The organism is Limnothrix sp. CMB-01 (genome assembly GCF_055193175.1).
The window spans coordinates 2,099,575-2,117,678 of the sequence record NZ_CM143720.1 but is presented as its reverse complement, the minus strand read 5'-3'; the positions used below and the strand labels follow the sequence as shown (position 1 = coordinate 2,117,678).

The 18,104-nt window shown below is 58.6% G+C and carries 13 protein-coding genes; 6 read left to right on the top strand and 7 right to left on the bottom strand.

Annotated elements, in window-relative coordinates:
• Nucleotides 1–203: 203 nt before the first annotated feature.
• Nucleotides 204–986 (bottom strand): hydroxyacylglutathione hydrolase, encoded by a 783-nt coding sequence (gloB, locus tag ACZA91_RS08955; RefSeq protein WP_463186175.1) that lies wholly within the window; start codon nucleotides 984–986, stop codon nucleotides 204–206.
• 106 nt (nucleotides 987–1,092) lie between these two features.
• Here gloB and ACZA91_RS08950 point away from each other — a divergent pair, with 106 nt between their 5' ends.
• From ACZA91_RS08950 to ACZA91_RS08940, 3 genes are all read left to right on the top strand, one after another.
• Complete coding sequence (locus ACZA91_RS08950) at nucleotides 1,093–1,293, top strand: hypothetical protein (RefSeq protein WP_099532592.1); 201 nt, start codon at nucleotides 1,093–1,095, stop codon at nucleotides 1,291–1,293.
• 117 nt (nucleotides 1,294–1,410) lie between these two features.
• On the top strand, nucleotides 1,411–2,619 hold the full coding sequence (locus ACZA91_RS08945; protein ID WP_463186173.1) for a glycosyltransferase family 4 protein: 1,209 nt from the start codon (nucleotides 1,411–1,413) through the stop codon (nucleotides 2,617–2,619).
• A 221-nt stretch (nucleotides 2,620–2,840) separates the two neighbouring features.
• The gene (locus tag ACZA91_RS08940; RefSeq protein WP_099532593.1) at nucleotides 2,841–5,084 is read left to right on the top strand and encodes an ABC transporter ATP-binding protein; all 2,244 of its coding nucleotides are present in this window, start codon (nucleotides 2,841–2,843) and stop codon (nucleotides 5,082–5,084) included.
• Between the two features lie 96 nt (nucleotides 5,085–5,180).
• Here ACZA91_RS08940 and ACZA91_RS08935 read toward each other — a convergent pair whose 3' ends face one another.
• Nucleotides 5,181–5,582: a response regulator gene (locus tag ACZA91_RS08935; RefSeq protein ID WP_099532594.1), complete on the bottom strand. Its 402-nt coding sequence runs from the start codon at nucleotides 5,580–5,582 to the stop codon at nucleotides 5,181–5,183.
• Between the two features lie 150 nt (nucleotides 5,583–5,732).
• On the opposite strand from ACZA91_RS08935, the gene ACZA91_RS08930 reads away from it, so the two are divergent.
• Nucleotides 5,733–8,243 carry a DNA gyrase/topoisomerase IV subunit A gene (locus ACZA91_RS08930; protein WP_463186169.1) on the top strand — a complete coding sequence of 837 codons (2,511 nt, stop codon included), beginning with the start codon at nucleotides 5,733–5,735 and terminating at the stop codon, nucleotides 8,241–8,243.
• A gap of 192 nt (nucleotides 8,244–8,435) precedes the next feature.
• Here ACZA91_RS08930 and ACZA91_RS08925 read toward each other — a convergent pair whose 3' ends face one another.
• From ACZA91_RS08925 to infC, 3 genes are all read right to left on the bottom strand, one after another.
• The gene (locus ACZA91_RS08925; protein WP_099532595.1) at nucleotides 8,436–8,924 is read right to left on the bottom strand and encodes a Crp/Fnr family transcriptional regulator; all 489 of its coding nucleotides are present in this window, start codon (nucleotides 8,922–8,924) and stop codon (nucleotides 8,436–8,438) included.
• 209 nt (nucleotides 8,925–9,133) lie between these two features.
• The gene (locus ACZA91_RS08920) at nucleotides 9,134–12,271 is read right to left on the bottom strand and encodes an Npt1/Npt2 family nucleotide transporter (RefSeq protein WP_463186167.1); all 3,138 of its coding nucleotides are present in this window, start codon (nucleotides 12,269–12,271) and stop codon (nucleotides 9,134–9,136) included.
• 65 nt (nucleotides 12,272–12,336) lie between these two features.
• Nucleotides 12,337–12,879 (bottom strand): translation initiation factor IF-3, encoded by a 543-nt coding sequence (gene infC / locus ACZA91_RS08915; protein ID WP_099532596.1) that lies wholly within the window; start codon nucleotides 12,877–12,879, stop codon nucleotides 12,337–12,339.
• A 468-nt stretch (nucleotides 12,880–13,347) separates the two neighbouring features.
• On the opposite strand from infC, the gene ACZA91_RS08910 reads away from it, so the two are divergent.
• Both ACZA91_RS08910 and ACZA91_RS08905 read left to right on the top strand, forming a co-directional pair.
• The gene (locus ACZA91_RS08910; protein WP_463186165.1) at nucleotides 13,348–14,325 is read left to right on the top strand and encodes an alpha/beta fold hydrolase; all 978 of its coding nucleotides are present in this window, start codon (nucleotides 13,348–13,350) and stop codon (nucleotides 14,323–14,325) included.
• A 117-nt stretch (nucleotides 14,326–14,442) separates the two neighbouring features.
• Nucleotides 14,443–15,459, top strand: a complete 1,017-nt coding sequence (locus ACZA91_RS08905) for a sulfate/molybdate ABC transporter ATP-binding protein (RefSeq protein ID WP_463186413.1) — start codon at nucleotides 14,443–14,445, stop codon at nucleotides 15,457–15,459.
• A 125-nt stretch (nucleotides 15,460–15,584) separates the two neighbouring features.
• On the opposite strand, the gene efeB is transcribed toward ACZA91_RS08905, so the two are convergent.
• Together efeB and efeO are read right to left on the bottom strand one after the other, a co-directional pair.
• Entirely contained in the window at nucleotides 15,585–16,832 is a 1,248-nt protein-coding gene (gene efeB, locus ACZA91_RS08900; RefSeq protein WP_463186163.1) for an iron uptake transporter deferrochelatase/peroxidase subunit, read from the bottom strand.
• A 78-nt stretch (nucleotides 16,833–16,910) separates the two neighbouring features.
• Complete coding sequence (efeO, locus tag ACZA91_RS08895) at nucleotides 16,911–17,960, bottom strand: iron uptake system protein EfeO (RefSeq protein WP_463186161.1); 1,050 nt, start codon at nucleotides 17,958–17,960, stop codon at nucleotides 16,911–16,913.
• Between the last annotated feature and the right edge of the window lie 144 nt (nucleotides 17,961–18,104).

Genomic DNA, 18,104 nt, shown 5'->3' with positions numbered 1-18,104 from the left:
CCCTTAGTGATCGAAATGATGGCTCAATTGCCCATCCCCAAACCACTTTCGCCATTGATAGCAATGATCGTTTGGGTTGATGCCTAGGTCAAATTGACTCAGGGGTTACCAATTTTCATGCCCCTTGGATGATCAAAGGAGCGGACTGGGTTTTCGATGGAGAACGCCTTAGGAGGCGACCTCTTGCCGACATCTTGATCTTGCTACCAAAGATCTTTTTTGCCCCGCAGACGGGTAAAGGTACGGACGGGATCATCTGTGGCCATAGCCGCTTGGACGGCAGGACTATCCCAACGCAGAAAAGGGTTGGTTTGTTTTTCTTGGCCCAGGCTGAGGGGAACGGTGGATTGCTGGCGCGATCGCGCGAGGCGAGTTTCCTGGAGGCGTTGTTGCAGCGCGGGGTTTTGGGGTTCGATGGTTTGGGCAAATTCCAGGTTGCCCAGGGTGTATTCATGGGCACACCAAATCCGGGTGCTGTCTGGCAGTTGGCGCAGTTGATCGATCGACTGGAGCATTTCGGCCGGTGTGCCCTCAAAGAGGCGACCGCAGCCGGCCCCAAAAATCACATCCCCGGAAAATAAATCGCCCCAACCGTCGCTGTCGGGGCCATTGGCGGGAGCGAAGTAATAGGCCACATGGGCGCGGGTGTGGCCGGGCACAAAGAACACTTGAGCGGTGCGATCGGCAAAGGGAATCGTCTCACCCCCTGCCAAAAACACCTGTTGCGCGGGAATTCGCCCCCGATCGCGCGCGCCCCCATAGACCACCAGCTCGGGAAAGGCCTGCAAGAGGGCCGGTGTGCCCCCCACATGATCGCGGTGGTGATGGGTGTTAAAAATTGTGGTGAGGCGGCAATTGAGGGCTGCCAGCCGATCGAGCACCGGTTGTGCTTCCGCCGGATCCACCACGGCGGCCTCTTGACGAGCGCGATCGACTAACAAAAAGATATAGTTGTCCAACAGAGCCGGAATGCGTTCGACGTACATTGGGGTGCGAAATAGAATTAACAACAGACCCCCCACCGCGCGAAGAGCGCGCAAGCGGCGAAAATCGCGGCGGATCGGCCTTGCGACCTCTTCGACATCAGCGTCAATGGCGACGAAAGCGACAGAATTCGACCTTCAGCCAATTCTCGATCGCTTAGATGGAGTCGAGGCGATTCCCCGGCAAGATTACCTGAGCCTGGCCAACTGCCTGCTCAGTGATTTTAAGATGACTGACGATCAGCGGCGGCAAGTGTCCAGGCTCTTTGACCTGGTGAAGTTGGGGCGGGTGCGAATTGTGCATCCATAGGCTGGTCTGGCCATAAGTTTGGACTGGCCGAACGATCTAGACCGTCAGAACCCTTGAGCAGATTGGCGAATCGGCTGATCTGCGGTGGTTCCTCGCCCTTTTGCTGCTGTGCCGCTGATGTCTGTTTTTTCCAAGTCTCAACCCTCGGCCCAACCGCGCCAAGTCACCATTCTGGTGAGCGATCTGTCCACCAAGGGGGTCGGCCGTTGGGGCGGTGCGGTACGCACGTTTTTGTTGGCCCAAGCGCTCGATCGCCTAGGTTATCGAATCCAGATCGTGGGGTCGGTGTTCGGGGAGTTGGGAACGTTGCCCGCTCCGCCCCACTGGCAGGTGGTGACCGTGCCGGGTTGCCCCTATCCCGGCTACTTTCGCTCGATCGCCCGGCTTTGGCCCCAAATTACCGGCGACATTATCTATGCCCAAAAGCTGAAGCCCAGCAGCTACGGCTTGGGGCTGCTGAAGGCGATCGCCCATCGACGGCCGGTGATTGTGGATATTGATGATTGGGAATTGAGCTGGCACGGGGGCGATCACTATCGCTATCGGCTGCGGCCGCGCAAATTTCTGCGCGACTTGTTGGGCAAAGATGGAGAACTGCGCCGGCCCGATCATCCCCTCTATCTCCAGGCGATCGAGTCTTGGGCCCACCACGCCACGGCGATTACGGTGAATACCTTGGCGTTGCAGCAACGGTTTGGTGGGGTTTTGATTCCCAGCGGCAAGGACACGGCCCTGTTTGATCCCGATCGATTCGATCCCGTCGCCGCTCGATCGCGCCAAGGCTGGCAAGACTACAAAATTTTGATGTTTCCAGGAGCCACCCGCCCCTACAAGGGCGTTGAAGACTTGCTTGAGGCCTTAGATCAGCTCAACGATCCACAAATTCGACTGGTGATCGTGGGGGGCAGTCCCTACGATGACTATGACCAGCAACTACAGGCCCGCTGGGGCCGATGGCTGATCTATTTACCCAAGCAACCCGCCTCGGAGATGCCAGGGGTGGTGGCGGCGGCCCATGCGGTGGTGGTTCCCCAGCGGGACACCCCGGAAACCCGCGCCCAATTTCCCCTGAAGCTGACGGATGGCATGGCCATGGGCAAGCCGGTCATTGCCACCCGCGTGGGTGATATTCCGCAATTGCTGGGAGATACGGGGCTGTTGGTGGAACCCAGCCAGCCTCCCCAACTGGCCCAAGCCATTCGCCAGGTGTTGGATGATCCGGAACAATCGGGGGCGATCGGGCGGCGGGCCCGACAGCGCTGCATTGAACACTACAGCCTGGAAGCGATGGCCACGGGTCTGCACCAAATTCTCGATCAATGCTAGGGCAGCGAGGCGGGGCTGCTGCGGGCCGGTGGCCAAGAAGCGGTGGCGGTCGCCCCCCATCGGGCCAATGCCCGGCCTAAAATTCAGATGCGCATTTCTCCAGATCCCCGGGGCGATCGCATCAGGATATTGCATCAGGTTCTGCCTGATGGGTTCTTGGCTGGTTTTTGGCCACCGCTGCCTCTTTTGGGTAGACCCCGTTCCTCTTTTCTTGTGATCCAATGGCCCGACGCAAATTCCTTTGGCAACTGATTCGGCGCTATCCCCGACAAGCCGCTTGGACGATGATCATGGGCTTCTCGGGGGCCCTGTTCAACGGGGTAAGCACGGCGCTGATTGTGCCAGTGGTGCTGCGCTTTCTGGGCCAGGAAATGGTGCTGTCCGGCGGGCCGCCCATTTTGCGCAAACTTTTTTCGCCCTTTGAGGGACTGCCCTTGGCCTACCAGCCGATCGCCATGGCCGTGGCGGTGGTGGGCACGATCGCCCTCAAAAACCTGGCCACCTACCTCAGCGCCTTGGCCGTCGGAATTTTGCAGCGATCGCTGGCGGCTGACCTGCGAATGAACGCCATTCAGTTGCTGCTGGATGTGAATCTCAGCTACTTTGCTCGCACCCGTGTGGGCGACATCAACAACCGCCTGGGGAATGAAATTGGGCGGGTTTCGGCCACGGTGGCCAATTTGCTGCAATTGGTGGCCACCGTGGTCTCGATCCTGGTGATGGTGGGGCTGTTGTTGCTGCTGTCTTGGCAACTGACGGTGGTGGCCACGGTGTTGTTTGCGGGGGTGGTGTGGATTAATCAGCTTTATGTCAACCAGTCCCGCCAACTGGGGAAGGATGTGTCCCAAACCTCCAAGGACTATTCCGTGGCCCTGCTGGAGATTTTGGGCGGGATGCGGTTGGTGCGATCGGCTGCCATGGAGGCGCGGGAGTTCGATCGAATGCTGCGGCTAACCAAGGCCCGGGAGGCCGCGGAGTTTAAATCCCAGGCCAACTCGATCGCGATCGCCCCGGTCACGGAAGTGGTGAGCGTGGTGATGCTAATGGCGATCGTGGGCATCAGTCGCTGGTTGTTTGCGGATCAGCTCAGTGCCCTGTCCACGGTGCTGCTAACCTATCTGACGCTGCTGTTTCGGCTGCTGCCTCTGGTGGCCCAGCTCAACCGGTTGCGGGGCCAGTTGGCCAACACGGCCGCCAGTGTGGATGTGGTGGAAGACTTTTTGCGATCGAGCAACAAGACCTTTTTGGCCAATGGTTCCACCCCCTTCACGGGACTGCACCAGGATATTCGGTTTGAAAATCTCAGCTTTGCCTATGAAGGCAGCAGCGAGCTGACACTCCAAGACATCACCCTCACCTTGCCTCGGGGCACAACCTTGGCCCTGGTGGGCAGCTCCGGAGCCGGGAAATCAACCCTCGTGGAGCTAGTGCCTCGGTTTGCCGATCCCACGGCGGGGCGGATCCTCATCGATGGTCAAGACTTACGCAGCTTTGACGTGCGATCGCTCCGGCGATCCTTGGGCATTGTCAGCCAGGAAACCTTTCTGTTTAACGACACCATCCGCAATAACATCGCCTACCCCATGCCCACGGCCACCGATGAGGAGGTGATTGCCGCCGCCAAATTGGCCAACGCCATGGAATTTATTGAGCGAATGCCGCGCGGCCTGGAAACCACCATTGGCGATCGGGGTGTGATGTTGTCGGGGGGGCAACGGCAGCGGCTGGCGATCGCCCGGGCCTTGCTGCAAAATCCCCCAGTTCTGATTTTGGATGAGGCCACCAGCGCCCTGGATACGGTGTCTGAGCGGTTGGTGCAGGAGGCGATCGAAACCCTCAGCCGCGATCGCACCGTGATCGCCATTGCCCACCGCCTCTCCACCGTGCAGCGGGCCCACCAAATCGCCGTCCTGGACAAGGGGCGCGTGGTGGAAGTGGGTAACCATGCGGAACTGCTGGCCAAGGGCGGAGCCTACGCCAAGCTCTACACCATGCAGTTTGGCAATGCCCGGGTGCAGCAACCGATGGCCACCGCCAGCGAAACCTTCAACCGCACCTCCTACGAAATTCGCACCCGGCTCAACATCACCGTCGGCTCCCTGCAATTGCTGGTGGATGACCTGGTGGACAGCAACGAGGAACGCCAAGAACTCCTGCGCGAATCCTATCGATCGGCCATTCGGATGTTGAGCACCATGGAGTTGTTTGAAGACGCGCTGCAAGTTCAACGATCGTTCTATAGCGACTCGGGAGGTGGGGGCATGGATCGCTATGAAACCTTTGCCCAAATTTCCTATCAGGTGCGATCGCGCCTCAGCGAAATTATTGGGGCCCTGCGGCTCATTTTGGATGACTTGACCGATGATCCCGAAGAGGACGAACGGATTTTGAACGATACCTACGCCGCCGCCCTGGAAATTTTGAACATCCTCGAATCCCTAGAAGCCACGGGCAATCAAGCCTAGGGGCCGATCGGGCAATGGGCCACCCTCCCAACGGAAGATGGCCCAAACAGCAATTGGCGACCCGTGAACGATCTCTCCAGCCGTCGATCGCCCGCCCTAAGCGTCCGTGGGCAGCAGGCTGACGATTTTGTCCACAAAGGCTTGGTGATCGACCACGGGCTTGGAAATGTAGTCATCCGCGCCACTTTCGGACAGGAAATTTTCCCGATCGCCTTCCATGGCGTGGGCCGTCACCAAAATGATGGGCAGCTTGGCCGTGGCCGGATCCCCCTTCAACATTTGGGTGATTTTAATGCCATCAACCGATTTGCCCTCATAGGTGCTGTGGGCCAAGGAAACGTCCATCAAGATGATGTCCGCTTCGCCCGCCCGGGCAATCTTCACGACCTCTTCCACATCTTCTGTGTGCTGCACGGCCAGGCCGCCCCGCTTGGTCAAAATTTTGGAGAAGACGCGTGCATTAATTGGGTCGTCTTCAACGATCAAAACCGTTTTCATCGAGCAAGTTGCGCCAAACGCGAGGCTGTCTAGTTGTTATGCTATGCCTCATTGCTCTTTCCGTGCAAGCGACTGCTGATTAATCCTCGTCTTTCTTGCGATTTTTAATTTCGCTCACCCCTTGGCCGTTTTTTGGACTGGACTCGCCTGATGACCGCGCAACTCAACCTTCTTGGCTCTGGGCAAATCATTCCGACTTCGCTGCATGGGGAAATGCAGCGATCGTATTTGGAATACGCCATGAGTACGATCGTCGGCCGGGCCCTGCCGGATGCGCGGGATGGCCTCAAGCCGGTGCATCGGCGGATTTTGTACGCGATGCATGAGTTGGGGTTAACGCCCGATCGCCCCTTTCGCAAATGTGCCCGGGTGGTGGGGGATGTGTTGGGGAAATATCACCCCCACGGAGACAAGGCGGTTTATGACGCGCTGGTGCGGATGGTGCAGAGCTTTTCCATGCGCTATCCCCTGTTGCAGGGCCATGGCAATTTTGGCTCGATCGACGACGATCCACCGGCCGCCATGCGCTATACGGAAACCCGATTGGCGGAAATTGCCCAGGTTTCAGCCCTGGCAAACCTAAGCGAGGCCACCGTTAACTTTGCGCCCAATTTCGACAGTTCCCAACAGGAACCGGTGGTGTTGCCGGTGCAGTTGCCCCTGCTGTTGCTGAATGGCTGTTCGGGCATTGCCGTGGGCATGGCCACCAATATTCCCCCGCACCACCTGGGCGAGTTGGTGGATGGGTTGGTGGCGCTGATCGATCGCCCGGACTTAACCGATGCGCAACTGTGGAAACTGATTCCGGGCCCCGACTTCCCCACCGGGGGCGAAATTATCGGCACCAAGGGCATTGAGGATGCCTACCGCACCGGCAAGGGCAGCATTGTCCTGCGGGGGGTGACCCATGTGGAGGAAATTCCCGGCGGGCGGGGTCGCCAAAAACGGACGGCGATCGTGGTGACGGAGTTGCCCTACCAAACCAACAAGGCCAGTTGGCTAGAAAAAATGGCCGAGTTGGTGAACCTGGGCAAGCTGACGGGCATCAGCGACTTGCGGGATGAGAGCGATCGCGACGGAATTCGGGTTGTCATTGAACTGAAGCGGGAGGCGGAACCGGCGGCGGTTTTGAAGCAGCTTTATCGCCAAACGGATTTGCAGTCCACCTTTGGCATGATTCTGCTGGCCATTGTCGATCGCCAGCCCCAGCAGTTGAGCCTGAAGCAGGCCCTCCAAGTCTTTTTGGCGTTCCGGGAAGAAACCCTGACCAAGCAATTGACGGCCGATCGCGAGCAAGTGGCCGATCGATTGGAGTTGGTGGAAGGGTTAGTGCTGGCCCTGGATCATTTGGATGAAACGATCGAGATTTTGCGGTTTGCCCCGGACGGAACCACCGCCCAGGCACAGTTGGCCGTGCGGCTGGGCATGAGCGATTCCCAGGCCCAGGCGGTGTTGGGAATGCCCATGCGGCGACTGACGGGACTGGAGCGCCAAAAACTCTTAGAGGAACGGGAAACCCTGCGATCGCGCCTAGCAGAGCTGTCGAATTTGCTGGACGATCGACAAGAACGGCTGAAATTCCTGAAAAAAGACCTGCGATCGTTCAAAAAGAAATTTGCCGATCCGCGCCGCACCCGAATTTTGGATGAAGCGACGGTGCAGGCGACCACGGAATCGCCAACGGTGGCGGCTCCCACGGCTCCAGAACCGGCGATCGTGGAACTGAGCGATCGGGGTTATGTGCGGCGGGTTCCGCCCAAGCGACGGCGCAGCGAACCCACACCGGGCGAGCTGACGGAACGGGACGAGGCCGCCGTACAGACCTTTAATACGCAAACCGATCGGGAATTGTTAGTGCTCACCCGATCGGGCAAGGCCTATAGCCTACGGGTGGGCGACATTCCCCCCATCAGCAAAAAAGCGCCCCGAGGATTGCCCCTGGTCACCCTCCTGCCGGAATCGGCCCGATCGACCGCCCTGCAAAGTGCAGATGATTCGGTGGCGGCCCTGGCCCGGGAAATTGTGGCCGTGTTGTCCTTGGACTTTGCCGATCGCCCCAATCCGCCCCAGGATTTGATTGTGCTCACTCAGCAAGGGCGGGTGAAGCGCTTGGCCCTGGGGGAATTTGAGCGAATTACCGGGCGGGGCCTGGTGGCCCTGAAGCTGAAGGAGGGCGATCAGTTGGTGGCCGCCGCCTTGGGATCCGAGGGCGATCGGCTGGTGGTGGCCACTTCCATGGGCCGAGGCATGATTGTGCCCCTGGACGTGGTTACCCTACCGGTCAGCAACCGCAACACCCAAGGAGCCTTGGCCACGAAGGTGAGCCGATCGGAACGGTTGTTGGGCTGTTGCACCTTAAGCCCGGGGCAAACCCTGGCCCTGATCACCGAGCGGGGCTATGGCAAGCAACTACGGGTGGATCGCCTGCGCCTGAATGAATTGGGCGAAGCGGGCAGCAATTTTCTGACCCTAGCCCGGGGCGATCGGCTGGCGGCCATGGCTCCGGTGGCCGATCGCGGCCTGTGGTGGATCAGCACCAACACGGGTCGATCGGGCGGCTTAGCTTGGGCCGATTTCCCCGTTCTGGGCCGCGAAGATCAGGGCGATCGGCTGGTGAAACTGGCCAGCACTGAGGCCATTAGCGGGGCGATCGCCCTGTAGTTCAAGATCTTCACTGGGCGCTTTGTTTAGGCTCGGGCGCGGTTGGCCCTAGTGGCGTGGCTGCCTTAATTCGCTGGGTTAAATTACATGGCTGTTACCGTCACCTGATCGCTAAGCAGCAAGGGGCTTAAGCCCCTTGTTACCACGACTGGCTCCACAACTTTGACCCAATGTATTAAGCCTGTCGCGCTACTAGCTGTTTTGGGAATTGGACGGTAAGAGGGTTGATCCGGATCCTTTGCCGTCCAATTCGCGACTGGCATTCAGTTTTTGATTCAGCTCCCGAATCCGACGAGAGAGCAGCCGAATCACATTCACCGCAATATCGGGAGTTTCGTCGATCGCGTCGTAGAGCTGCTGTTGGGTCAGCATCAAACATTCGCAGGGTTCGATCGTCGTGACGGAGGCCGATCGGGGTTCCGCATCAAACAGCGACATTTCCCCAAAAAAGGATCCTTTCCCTAGATGGGCCAAATCTCGATCGTTCAGATGCACCCGCACCCGTCCCGACACCACAATGTAGAGCGATCGCCCCTCTTGCCCCTGCGTGAAGATCGTTTGCTTGGCAGAAAACGATAACTCATCCATGCAGGAAGCCAACCGCACGAGGAACTCGTCGCGCAGTTCTTTAAAAATCGGGACTTCGCGGATAAAGAGCAGGCGATCGACGCTAGTGAGCATGAGCGGCTAGGCGCGGTGGGTCAAGCAGCAGGCCCCAGGCGGTCAATGACTCAAAGCTGGTTGATGCACCGCGAGGGCAAGGCTGGAGGTGAAACGACATGATGAAGGCTCAACACCCCGCTATCTTATCCCGCTTTGTGGGAGTGGCGAGTGCTGGGCTGGGGGTTCTTCACGGGCAGAGTTCAATCAACCCGGAGCCACCCCAGTTCCTAGGCAGGGCCCGAAGCCTCGGCGGACTTGGTGGGCAGGGCAACGCCCAACCCCTGGGCCAGATGTTGCACCTGGGCCAGAACCAGGCGATCGGGATCATGCACCATCCGGGGCAAAATTTCCGCCAACATCCGCTGAGAAGCCAACTCCAAATAGGCTAGCACTGCTTCCCGCACAAAGCCGCGTGGGTGACGCAAACAGGCCAGGGTTTGATCCGTCGTTAAGCTCCAGCGCAAAGACCGCGCCACGTGGAAGCAACAGGCCAAGGGCCAATCGGACAGGAAATAGCGCAAATCCAAAAGCCGCCGCACCCGATCACGCGGGGGCATGGGTTGGTAATGCATCAGCTCATTCACCGCCGCCAGCCGATCGCGATCATTGGCGGAGTCAAAAATTCCCAACACCGCCCGCTTACTGGGAATATCCAGCGTATTATCCAAAATCTCCAAGCCCCGAGCCACGGACTCCCGCGACCCCGATCGCAAATTAAAGGAAGCCGCTTGAATCGACCCGATCGGGTAGAGGAACTTCATCAGGGAAAAGAGCCGTTCATGGGCATCCTGAATCGAATCGCGCAGGGACTGACGCAGCAAATCCGCCTCCCGCCCCGTGAGGGACGCTTCCGACAAATCCACCAGCGCCGCCGCCAGTTGCCCCACGTAGCGCAACTCCTGGTCGATCGCCATTTCCACCCCACTTCGCCCAATCCGCCGCAACACGCCCTCAATCCCCGCGTCATCGGGCAGCTTCAGCAGGGTGCGCATAATCGTTTGGCGGGTGGCTCCCCAGGACACCAACAACCGCGACACCAAAATATCCAAGGCTTCTGAGGTGCTAATGCGCCCGATCGCCCCCCAGGCCTGCATCCGCATCAGATCTGGCTTATGGCAGTCCTCCGCCATTTCCAACAGCATCGGCAGCACCTCATGCTCCAGCTTGGTCAACCCGCGCAGGGCCGATTCCCGGGTGCTCTTGTAATTCAGCCCCCGCAACAGGGCCGGGTAATAGTCTTCCAGCCGGGCCGAGGCAATCACTTCCAGCAGGGCACAACGCACCTCTACCGATGAATCTTGAAGCAAATCCGGCACATACAACCGCAGGGCCTGGAGATAGGCCGCCTCGCCCAAGGCCCGACAACCCATCACCCGCTCTCGCACATCGCCGCTGGTGAGCATTCGGCGCAAACTGTTGGTGGCTTCGGCCTTTTGGCTTGCAGATCCACGGCGCATGATTAACGAGGCCGCCGTACCCCGCACCATGGGATCCACCTCCGGCCGCAGGTAGGGCTGCAAATGGCGCACATCCTGATCGGATTCCGTAATCCAGACGTAGCGCAGGGCCGCCGCCAGCACCTCCGGCGGTGGTTGCTGGACAATCAGGGCCCGCACTTGCGCGAGATAGTCCGTTTGGGGTCGCTCCAGCATCACTTCCAAACATTGCTTTTGCAGCACGGGCGGAAACCCGGTCAGCAGGGGAGCCAGCACTTCACTGGCCCGCTCGGGGTCAATGCGGCTCAGGAGTTCAATGCACGATCGCTTATCTTCGGGGGTGGTTCCCGGTTGCACCAGGGCCTCAATCACCGCCTGGCGCAGGGTGGAAGAGTCCACATCCATCGTGCCCAGCCGGCCCCGCTCGGCGCTGATCACCAACAGGCTGATGTAGCGCGATCGCAACCCCAACACCGCCACCACCCAGAGCACCGCCAAAATGACGATCGCCCCCAGCACAATCCAGCTTTGGGCTTCCAGGTAGTCCGGTGGTAAAAAGTGCTTGCAAACAAACACCGTCCCCAAAATCAGCAGCCCCGCCAGCCCCGTGGAGAGCGACTCAAACACACCGCGAACCCGGGCTTGGATGCTGCCCCGCACGCTGTCGGGAATGGGCTGGAACAGCACTGGGTTGGTGCTGGCAAAGAGGGTGTAGCGCAGCAGCTCATCCATGAACTTCAGGCCGATCGCCCCGAGGAACGCGCCCGAAAATCCATGGGCCGCTAGCGGAATGCTCAGCAGGGCCAAAACCCCGGAAATCAGCACCGCCGTGGGCAAAATGGCCGCCGATCGAAACAGGCCAATCCGCTCGATCGCCCGACTGGACACCAGCCATTGGGTCAGCAACTCCGCCAACCCCAACACCCCGTTAAACAGGCCCAAAAAACTGGCAATCTCGCTGGCCACGTCACCCCCGGTGCCCGTGCCCGCCGTCGTTTTGCTCTGCAACTCCAGTCGATCAAAAAACTGAAATTCCACCAGCAGAAACAACACCTGCGCCAGCATGAAAAAGGCCACCAGCCAGCCCGCATAGCTGCGCAGGGGCCCCTGAAGCCGGCGATTGGAATCCGCCTGGGACTCTTCGGTGTAGCGACTGGGGGAATCGGGGAAGGCCTGACTGTAGGCCCGGCCCAGATAAAACAAAATGCCGCCCCCAAAGGCGATCGTGGCGGCTGCCAACAGCAACACATTCGGCAGCCCCACCCAATCCAACAGCACCGGCAGCGAAAAACCGCTGATCACATCCGCCACCAGCACACCACTGCTGATGAGGGGATAGGTGCGCTTAATTTCCCGAATGTTAAAAAGCTGGTTGGCGGTGATGGAGGTGTTGATGTCGTTGAGCACATAGGTCACATCCAGCCACAGCCGCATCACAAAAACCGTGATCGCCGCCAGGTGCTCAATGCCCAGTCCCGCCCGAAAGGCCACCAGGGGCAGGGCAATCAAAATTGGAATCAAGACGATCGTCTGACGCAGGGGAATAACCTTCTGCATCAGGGAATAGGCAAAGCCCATCAAGGCCCCGATCGCTGCGTTGCCCAAATAAATGAGCGGCAGGCCCACGGCCCCGTAGCGATCGACAAACAGACCCGCCGTGCTGTTATCCAGCCAACTCAACCCCACGGTGGTGGTGGTGTAGAAGGCGAACATCAACCAAGTGCGTTCCCCTTCTTCGGGCCGAAGGTTCAGCCAGCGCAGCACCTGTTGCCATGCGCCGCCTCGGGTTCCCTGATAGTTGGCATCCATGGGCGATCGGTCAATCAAATGGAGTGGGCGGACGGGCAAGGGCAGAGGGGCGCGCGATCGCACGCCCCCCACCACACAAGGGTGACAAAACCATGGACGGCTCGTCAATCTAATGGTCACGGTTGGGCCCAGGGGCCCCCGTGTGCCATCACCCAGTTTTCACCCCTGGCCATCCTTGCCGAAGGTTACTTTTCCCGCTTGGGTGACAGCAGCATCATCATATTGCGGCCTTCCCGCTTCGGTGCTTGCTGCACCTCAGCCACTTCTTGCAGATCCTGCATCATTTGATTGAGCAAGGTTTCCGCCAGGTGGGCGTGCTGAATTTCCCGCCCCCGGAAGGTGATCGTAGCCTTCACTTTGTCGCCGGCCTTGAGGAAGCGTTCAGCGGCGCGGATCCGCACTTGGTAATCGTGCGGGTCGATTTTGTAGCGCATCTTGACTTCTTTCACGTCAGCCGTATGCTGCTTCTTCTTGGCCTCGCGCGCCTTCTTTTCTTGCTCAAACTTATATTTGCCGTAGTCCATGATCCGGCAAACGGGCGGCACGGCCTTGTCACTAATCAGCACGAGGTCTAGTTCCTTTTCCTCGGCCATGCGGCGTGCGTCGTAGGTGGGGATGATTCCAACCTGTGCGCCGTCTGCATCAATCAGGCGCACTTCGGGAAAGCGGATGTTTTCGTTGATGGGGGGAAGATTCGCGGGTTTGCGTTTGTCGATGACTGGTGGCATTGGTGAAATGGATTCTGGGGTAGCGCGATCGCTGTGAATGGAGCTTTTGAAGTTTGTTTAGGCTGGGCCAGCGTTGCTAGGGCGGGAAACAGCCGATCGCATGGGGCGATTGAGGCGATTTGCTTCCGTCTTAGCACGATCGAGCAATCAATTGAATGGTGTCGAACGGTATTGAACCATTCAGCGTCTGGCTGCTGCGGGACAGACTTGGCCCAAAACAACAGAGACTGCCACCTATTTTACTCTGTGCCAGGGGTGGATGGGATGAGGGACTTTTCGGGCGATCGCGCCTTGGAAATAGGGGGTTTGATCGGCTAAGGTGCAGCTAAGGATGTCAATAAACTCGCAAGATTTCTTAGTATTTGATCCAGGCAACTGAATCATGATGGTCTTTGTGATCCAGTGCCTCGATCGAGGCCGTTCGATCATCAAGGCCGCTCGATCAAAAGTATTCGGCCACAGCACCCCATGAACGCAACTCCACTGGCCACAACCGACCCGGAACCCCCAGTCCCTCAACGCCCGGCGCGATCGTGGGTCGATCGCGTGGGCGATCGGCGTGATTGGGTTTGGCGCGGTTGGTCAACCCGCTACAGCTTCCTGCCCGGCCCGGCGGTGAATGGTGGGCCGCCCATTTTGTTGCTGCATGGGTTTGGAGCCTCGATCGGCTATTGGCGCTCCAACATGGAAGCCCTGGCGACTCACCACCCGGTTTATGCCCTCGATTTGGTCGGCTTTGGCGCATCCTGCAAACCATCGGTGGCCTACGATGCCTACTTTTGGGCGGAGCAGGTGCGGGAGTTTTGGCAAACCTTCATTGGGGTTCCGGCGGTGGTGGTGGGCAACTCGATCGGCTCGGCCATTGCCCTCACGGTGGCGGAATGCTACCCCGAAATGGTTTGTGGGGCCGTGGCCATTAGCTTGCCCGATCCATCCATGCGCGAGGAAATTATTCCCAGGGCCCTGCGCCCGCTGGTGCTGGGGCTGGAGGCTTTGGTGGCTTCTCCCTGGCTGTTGCAGGCTGTTTTTTATGGGGTGCGCCGGCCGGCCGTGGTGCGGCGCTGGGCTGGCTTGGCTTGGGGGGATCCCGGGGCGATCGATCCGGAGTTGGTGGAAATTTTGACAGAGCCGGCCCGCGATCGGGGGGCGGCCCGCACCTTTGCCCAAATCATCCGGGCCATGGCCAGCAGCCGGTTTTCGCCCCCCATTCGGCGGGTGTTGAACCACATCCAAATTCCGGTGCTCCTGTTGTGGGGCACGCGCGATCGGCTCATTCCCTTCGCCCTCTCCCAACAATTTGTCGGTTGTTCACCGCGTTTGGAATTTGTACCGATCGAGGGAGCGGGCCATTGTCCCCACGATGAAGCGCCCGATCGAGTGAATGCCCTCTTACGCCAATGGCTCGATCGACTGGGGCGATCGGCCGACGCGGCAGGAGAAAACTAGGCTGCGAACCAGACAAAACCCCGGTAACACGACCGAGAAAGCGGGGTTTAGGGCATTGATCGGCCACCTATCCATTGCATAATGGGGTCAACCTTTCGCATCGGGAGCAACGGCATCGTGGGCATCGTCGTAGAAAACGTCACCAAACGCTTTGGCGATTTCCTGGCCGTCGATAACGTCAGCCTTAGTTTAGAGTCCGGTTCGCTGGTGGCCCTGTTGGGTGCGTCGGGATCCGGTAAATCAACCCTGTTGCGGTTGATTGCCGGCCTCGAAAAGCCGGACAGCGGGCGAATTTGGCTCACCGGCAAAGATACCACCGACCAAACCGTACAAGAGCGCAACATCGGCTTTGTGTTTCAGCACTACGCCCTGTTTAAGCACATGAACGTGCGCCAAAACATTGGCTTTGGGTTGGAATTACAAAAGACCGATCGCGCCAAGGTGCGCCAGCGCGTCGATGAGCTACTGGAGTTGGTGCAGCTTTCGGGGTTGGGCGATCGCTACCCCTCCCAACTGTCCGGCGGCCAACGGCAACGGGTGGCCCTGGCGCGGGCGTTGGCTGTGGAACCGAAGGTGTTACTGCTGGATGAACCCTTTGGAGCATTGGATGCGAGGGTGCGCAAGGATTTGCGGGCCTGGTTGCGGCGTTTGCACGATGAAGTGCATGTGACCACGGTTTTTGTGACCCACGACCAAGAGGAAGCGATGGAAGTGGCCGATGAAATCGTGATTGTGAATCATGGGCGGATTGAACAAATTGGCTCGCCCGCTGAAATTTACGATCGCCCCGCCACGCCTTTTGTGATGAAGTTCATCGGGCCGGTGAACATCCTGCCCAGCGATTCCCAAATCTTCCAGGCTCACGGCATTGATTCCACGGAGCCGGAAATTTTCCTGCGGCCCCATGATGTGGTGATTGAACTAGCACCGGACAAGGCCACGGCTCCGGCCCGCGTTAGTCGGCTGGTGCATTTGGGTTGGGAAATTCAGGCGGAATTGGTGTTGGATGATGGGCAGGTGATGACGGCCCATCTGACGCGGGAACGATTTGATGAATTAGATCTTTCGCCCCAGCAACGGGTTTACGTCAAGCCCAAGGGAGCAAAGGCGTTTCCACTGCATTATTCGATCTAATTCTGTCCAATTCGGCCTGAATCACCTTGCTTAGTTAATTCATTTGATCGATCGATCGATTGATTTGATTGATCGGTTGGGTCAATGCGCCTTAAGCTGCGCCGTCTAAATTACACCGATTGCCATTACACCGATCGCAACAGAGACTGACCCAAGTAGCTGTCGCGATCGGGCACGCCAGGCAGGGCAAAGAAATAGCCGCCCCCGATCGGCTTAATGTATTCCTCCAAGGGTTCACCATTCAGCCGATTTTGAATGGCTTCAAAGCCAGTTTTCACATCCTGTTGAAAGGCTAAAAAGAGCAAGCCCATGTCCAACTGACCGGCGCGATCAATATCGCGGGAATAGTGGAATCCTTTGCGCAAAATTTGATGTTCTCCCATGCCGGGATTGCGCGGATTTGCCAATCGGATATGGGAATCGGGGGGAATTGCTTTGCCGGCCCGTTGATAGTTTGGAATCTCTTCCTCGTGGCGGTAACCCAAGGGCGCACCGCTACTGCGCGATCGCCCCATCACCGCTTCTTGCTCATCCAAGGGAGTTCGATCCCAAAACTCCACAAACATCCGAATAATTCGCACCACGTGATAGGAACCGCCGACCGTCCAGGCCGGTTCTGGGCTGTTGCGAGAAACCCAAACCAATCGGTTCATTAACTTCTCGTCTTTCGGGTTCGGGTTCACCGTGCCGTCCTTGAACCCCAACAGGTTGCGCACGGTGGTGCGGCGGGGATGGGGGTCGCGATCGGGCTGTTGGAAACCGGCCATTTGCCAACGCAAAACCACCAACCCCGACAATTGCTTCAGGATGTCGCGCAGGGCGTGGATGTTGGTTTCTTCGTGGTTGGCGCAAAACTGCAAGAGCAAGTCGCCATGGCAAAGCTGGGGATCGAGGCGATCGTTCGGGAAATTGGGCATTTCCGTCAAATGACGCGGTTTGGCGGCGGCCAGGCCGTAGCGTTGGTCAAACAGAGAAGCTCCCACGGAAACGGTGACCGTGAGCCGATCGGCGGGAAATTCATCGCCCAAAATACCGGAGCCGCTGGGGGGATAGCGCTGATCCAAGGGCTTCAGGGCACCACCGGCCATCAAATAGGCAATGCGATCGGTCAGGGTTTGAAACAGTTGAGTCAGTTCCTGGCGATCGCGTGCGGTCACGTCCAAAGCCACCACCAAAGCAGCGGCCACATCCGGTGTGGCGATGCCCGGTTGGTGAGGGCCCCAAAAGGGAATCGCCTCCGCCAGGGCAGCGGCTTCGGAGCGATCACCCCACCAACGCTGACCTTGCCACAGGCCCAGGCCTGCACCAACGGCGATCGCCAATCCCCGTCCCAGGAGTTGCCGCCGACTCCAGGAAAAGCGTGGTTTTACCATGAATCTTCCCTCAGAAATTTCCTCAAAAACGATGTTTGCTCCGTTGGTATAGCAGGCAGGAATAACGGTTATTTAGCCCTAAACACCGATTACGCCCCGTAGTTTGGAAATGTTTTCCGCAAGCTTGGCCAAATCTGCCTGTAAGCGCTTTTTGTCGGCGGCCGAAAGCTTGTCGTAGGTCATGAAGTCGCCATTGGGCAGCTTATATTTCTCCAAAACCTGATTCACGGCCGCAAAATCCCGATCGACCCGTTGCAGCACCGTGGGCTGAATTCGCTGCACCATGGGCCGCACCAAATCCACAACCTTTTGGGAGCCTTCCAAGTTGGCGCGGAAAGACCAAAAATCCAAACGGCTGTAGCGATCTTCCTCGCCGGTAATTTTGCCCAGGGAGACTTCTTCAATCAGTTCCGAAGCCCCGCGAACCATATCCCTCGGCTCAATTTCCAAAGAAGCCACGCAGGTTTTTAGCCCCTGAAGATCCGTCATTAGCTTGCGGGCAAAGGGTTCATAGCCTTTGGTCGTGTTGTACTTAAACAACCCCATTTCAATGCGGTGGAAACCTGTGAATGCCGGGTCGTCTTCCCCTTTAAAGTCATCCACCCGCGCATCGATCGCCCCATCTAGGGCCGCAAAGGACGAGGCGATCGGCTCAATGCGTTCCCAACCCAACCGCGATGAGCCATACACCGCTTTCGCCCCCGCCACATCTCCGGCAATTACCCGATCGGTAAACACCTTTGTATCGGTCACCAGGCGATCGACCTCTTGCACCACATAGGTCTTGTAATCGGCCACCGCTTTCTGAAGTTCCTCTGGCTTAATGGCCGGGTTCGGTGTGACCGCAGCGCTGCTGTCTTCGGCCCCTTCACCGCCTTCACCGCCTTCGCCGCCTTCGCCCCCTTCACCCCCTTCACCGCCAGCGCCCCGCCGACAGGGATCCAGTTCCGAAGCCACCGCCCCAGGCGAGGCCGTTGCGGAAGCCACGGGAGATTCAACCCCAGGCGAGGCCGTTTCTTGGGTTGAGACCGCTGCAGTTTGCTGAGGGGCAACCGCACAGCCCGTGGGACTCAGGGCCGTTAACAGATATGCACCAATGCCAACCCAAAGTTTTGTCTTATTTTTCATGGCTGCTGAAGTCTGATGGCTAAAGATCCGATCGCCAGGGGCAACGATTGCTGGGCAGAGGGTGCTTGGGCGCGCCGATTGGCCCCTCCAGAAATTGGAGCGGAGATCAAAAATTGCGAATTACTTGCAAGAGTATAACAGGTG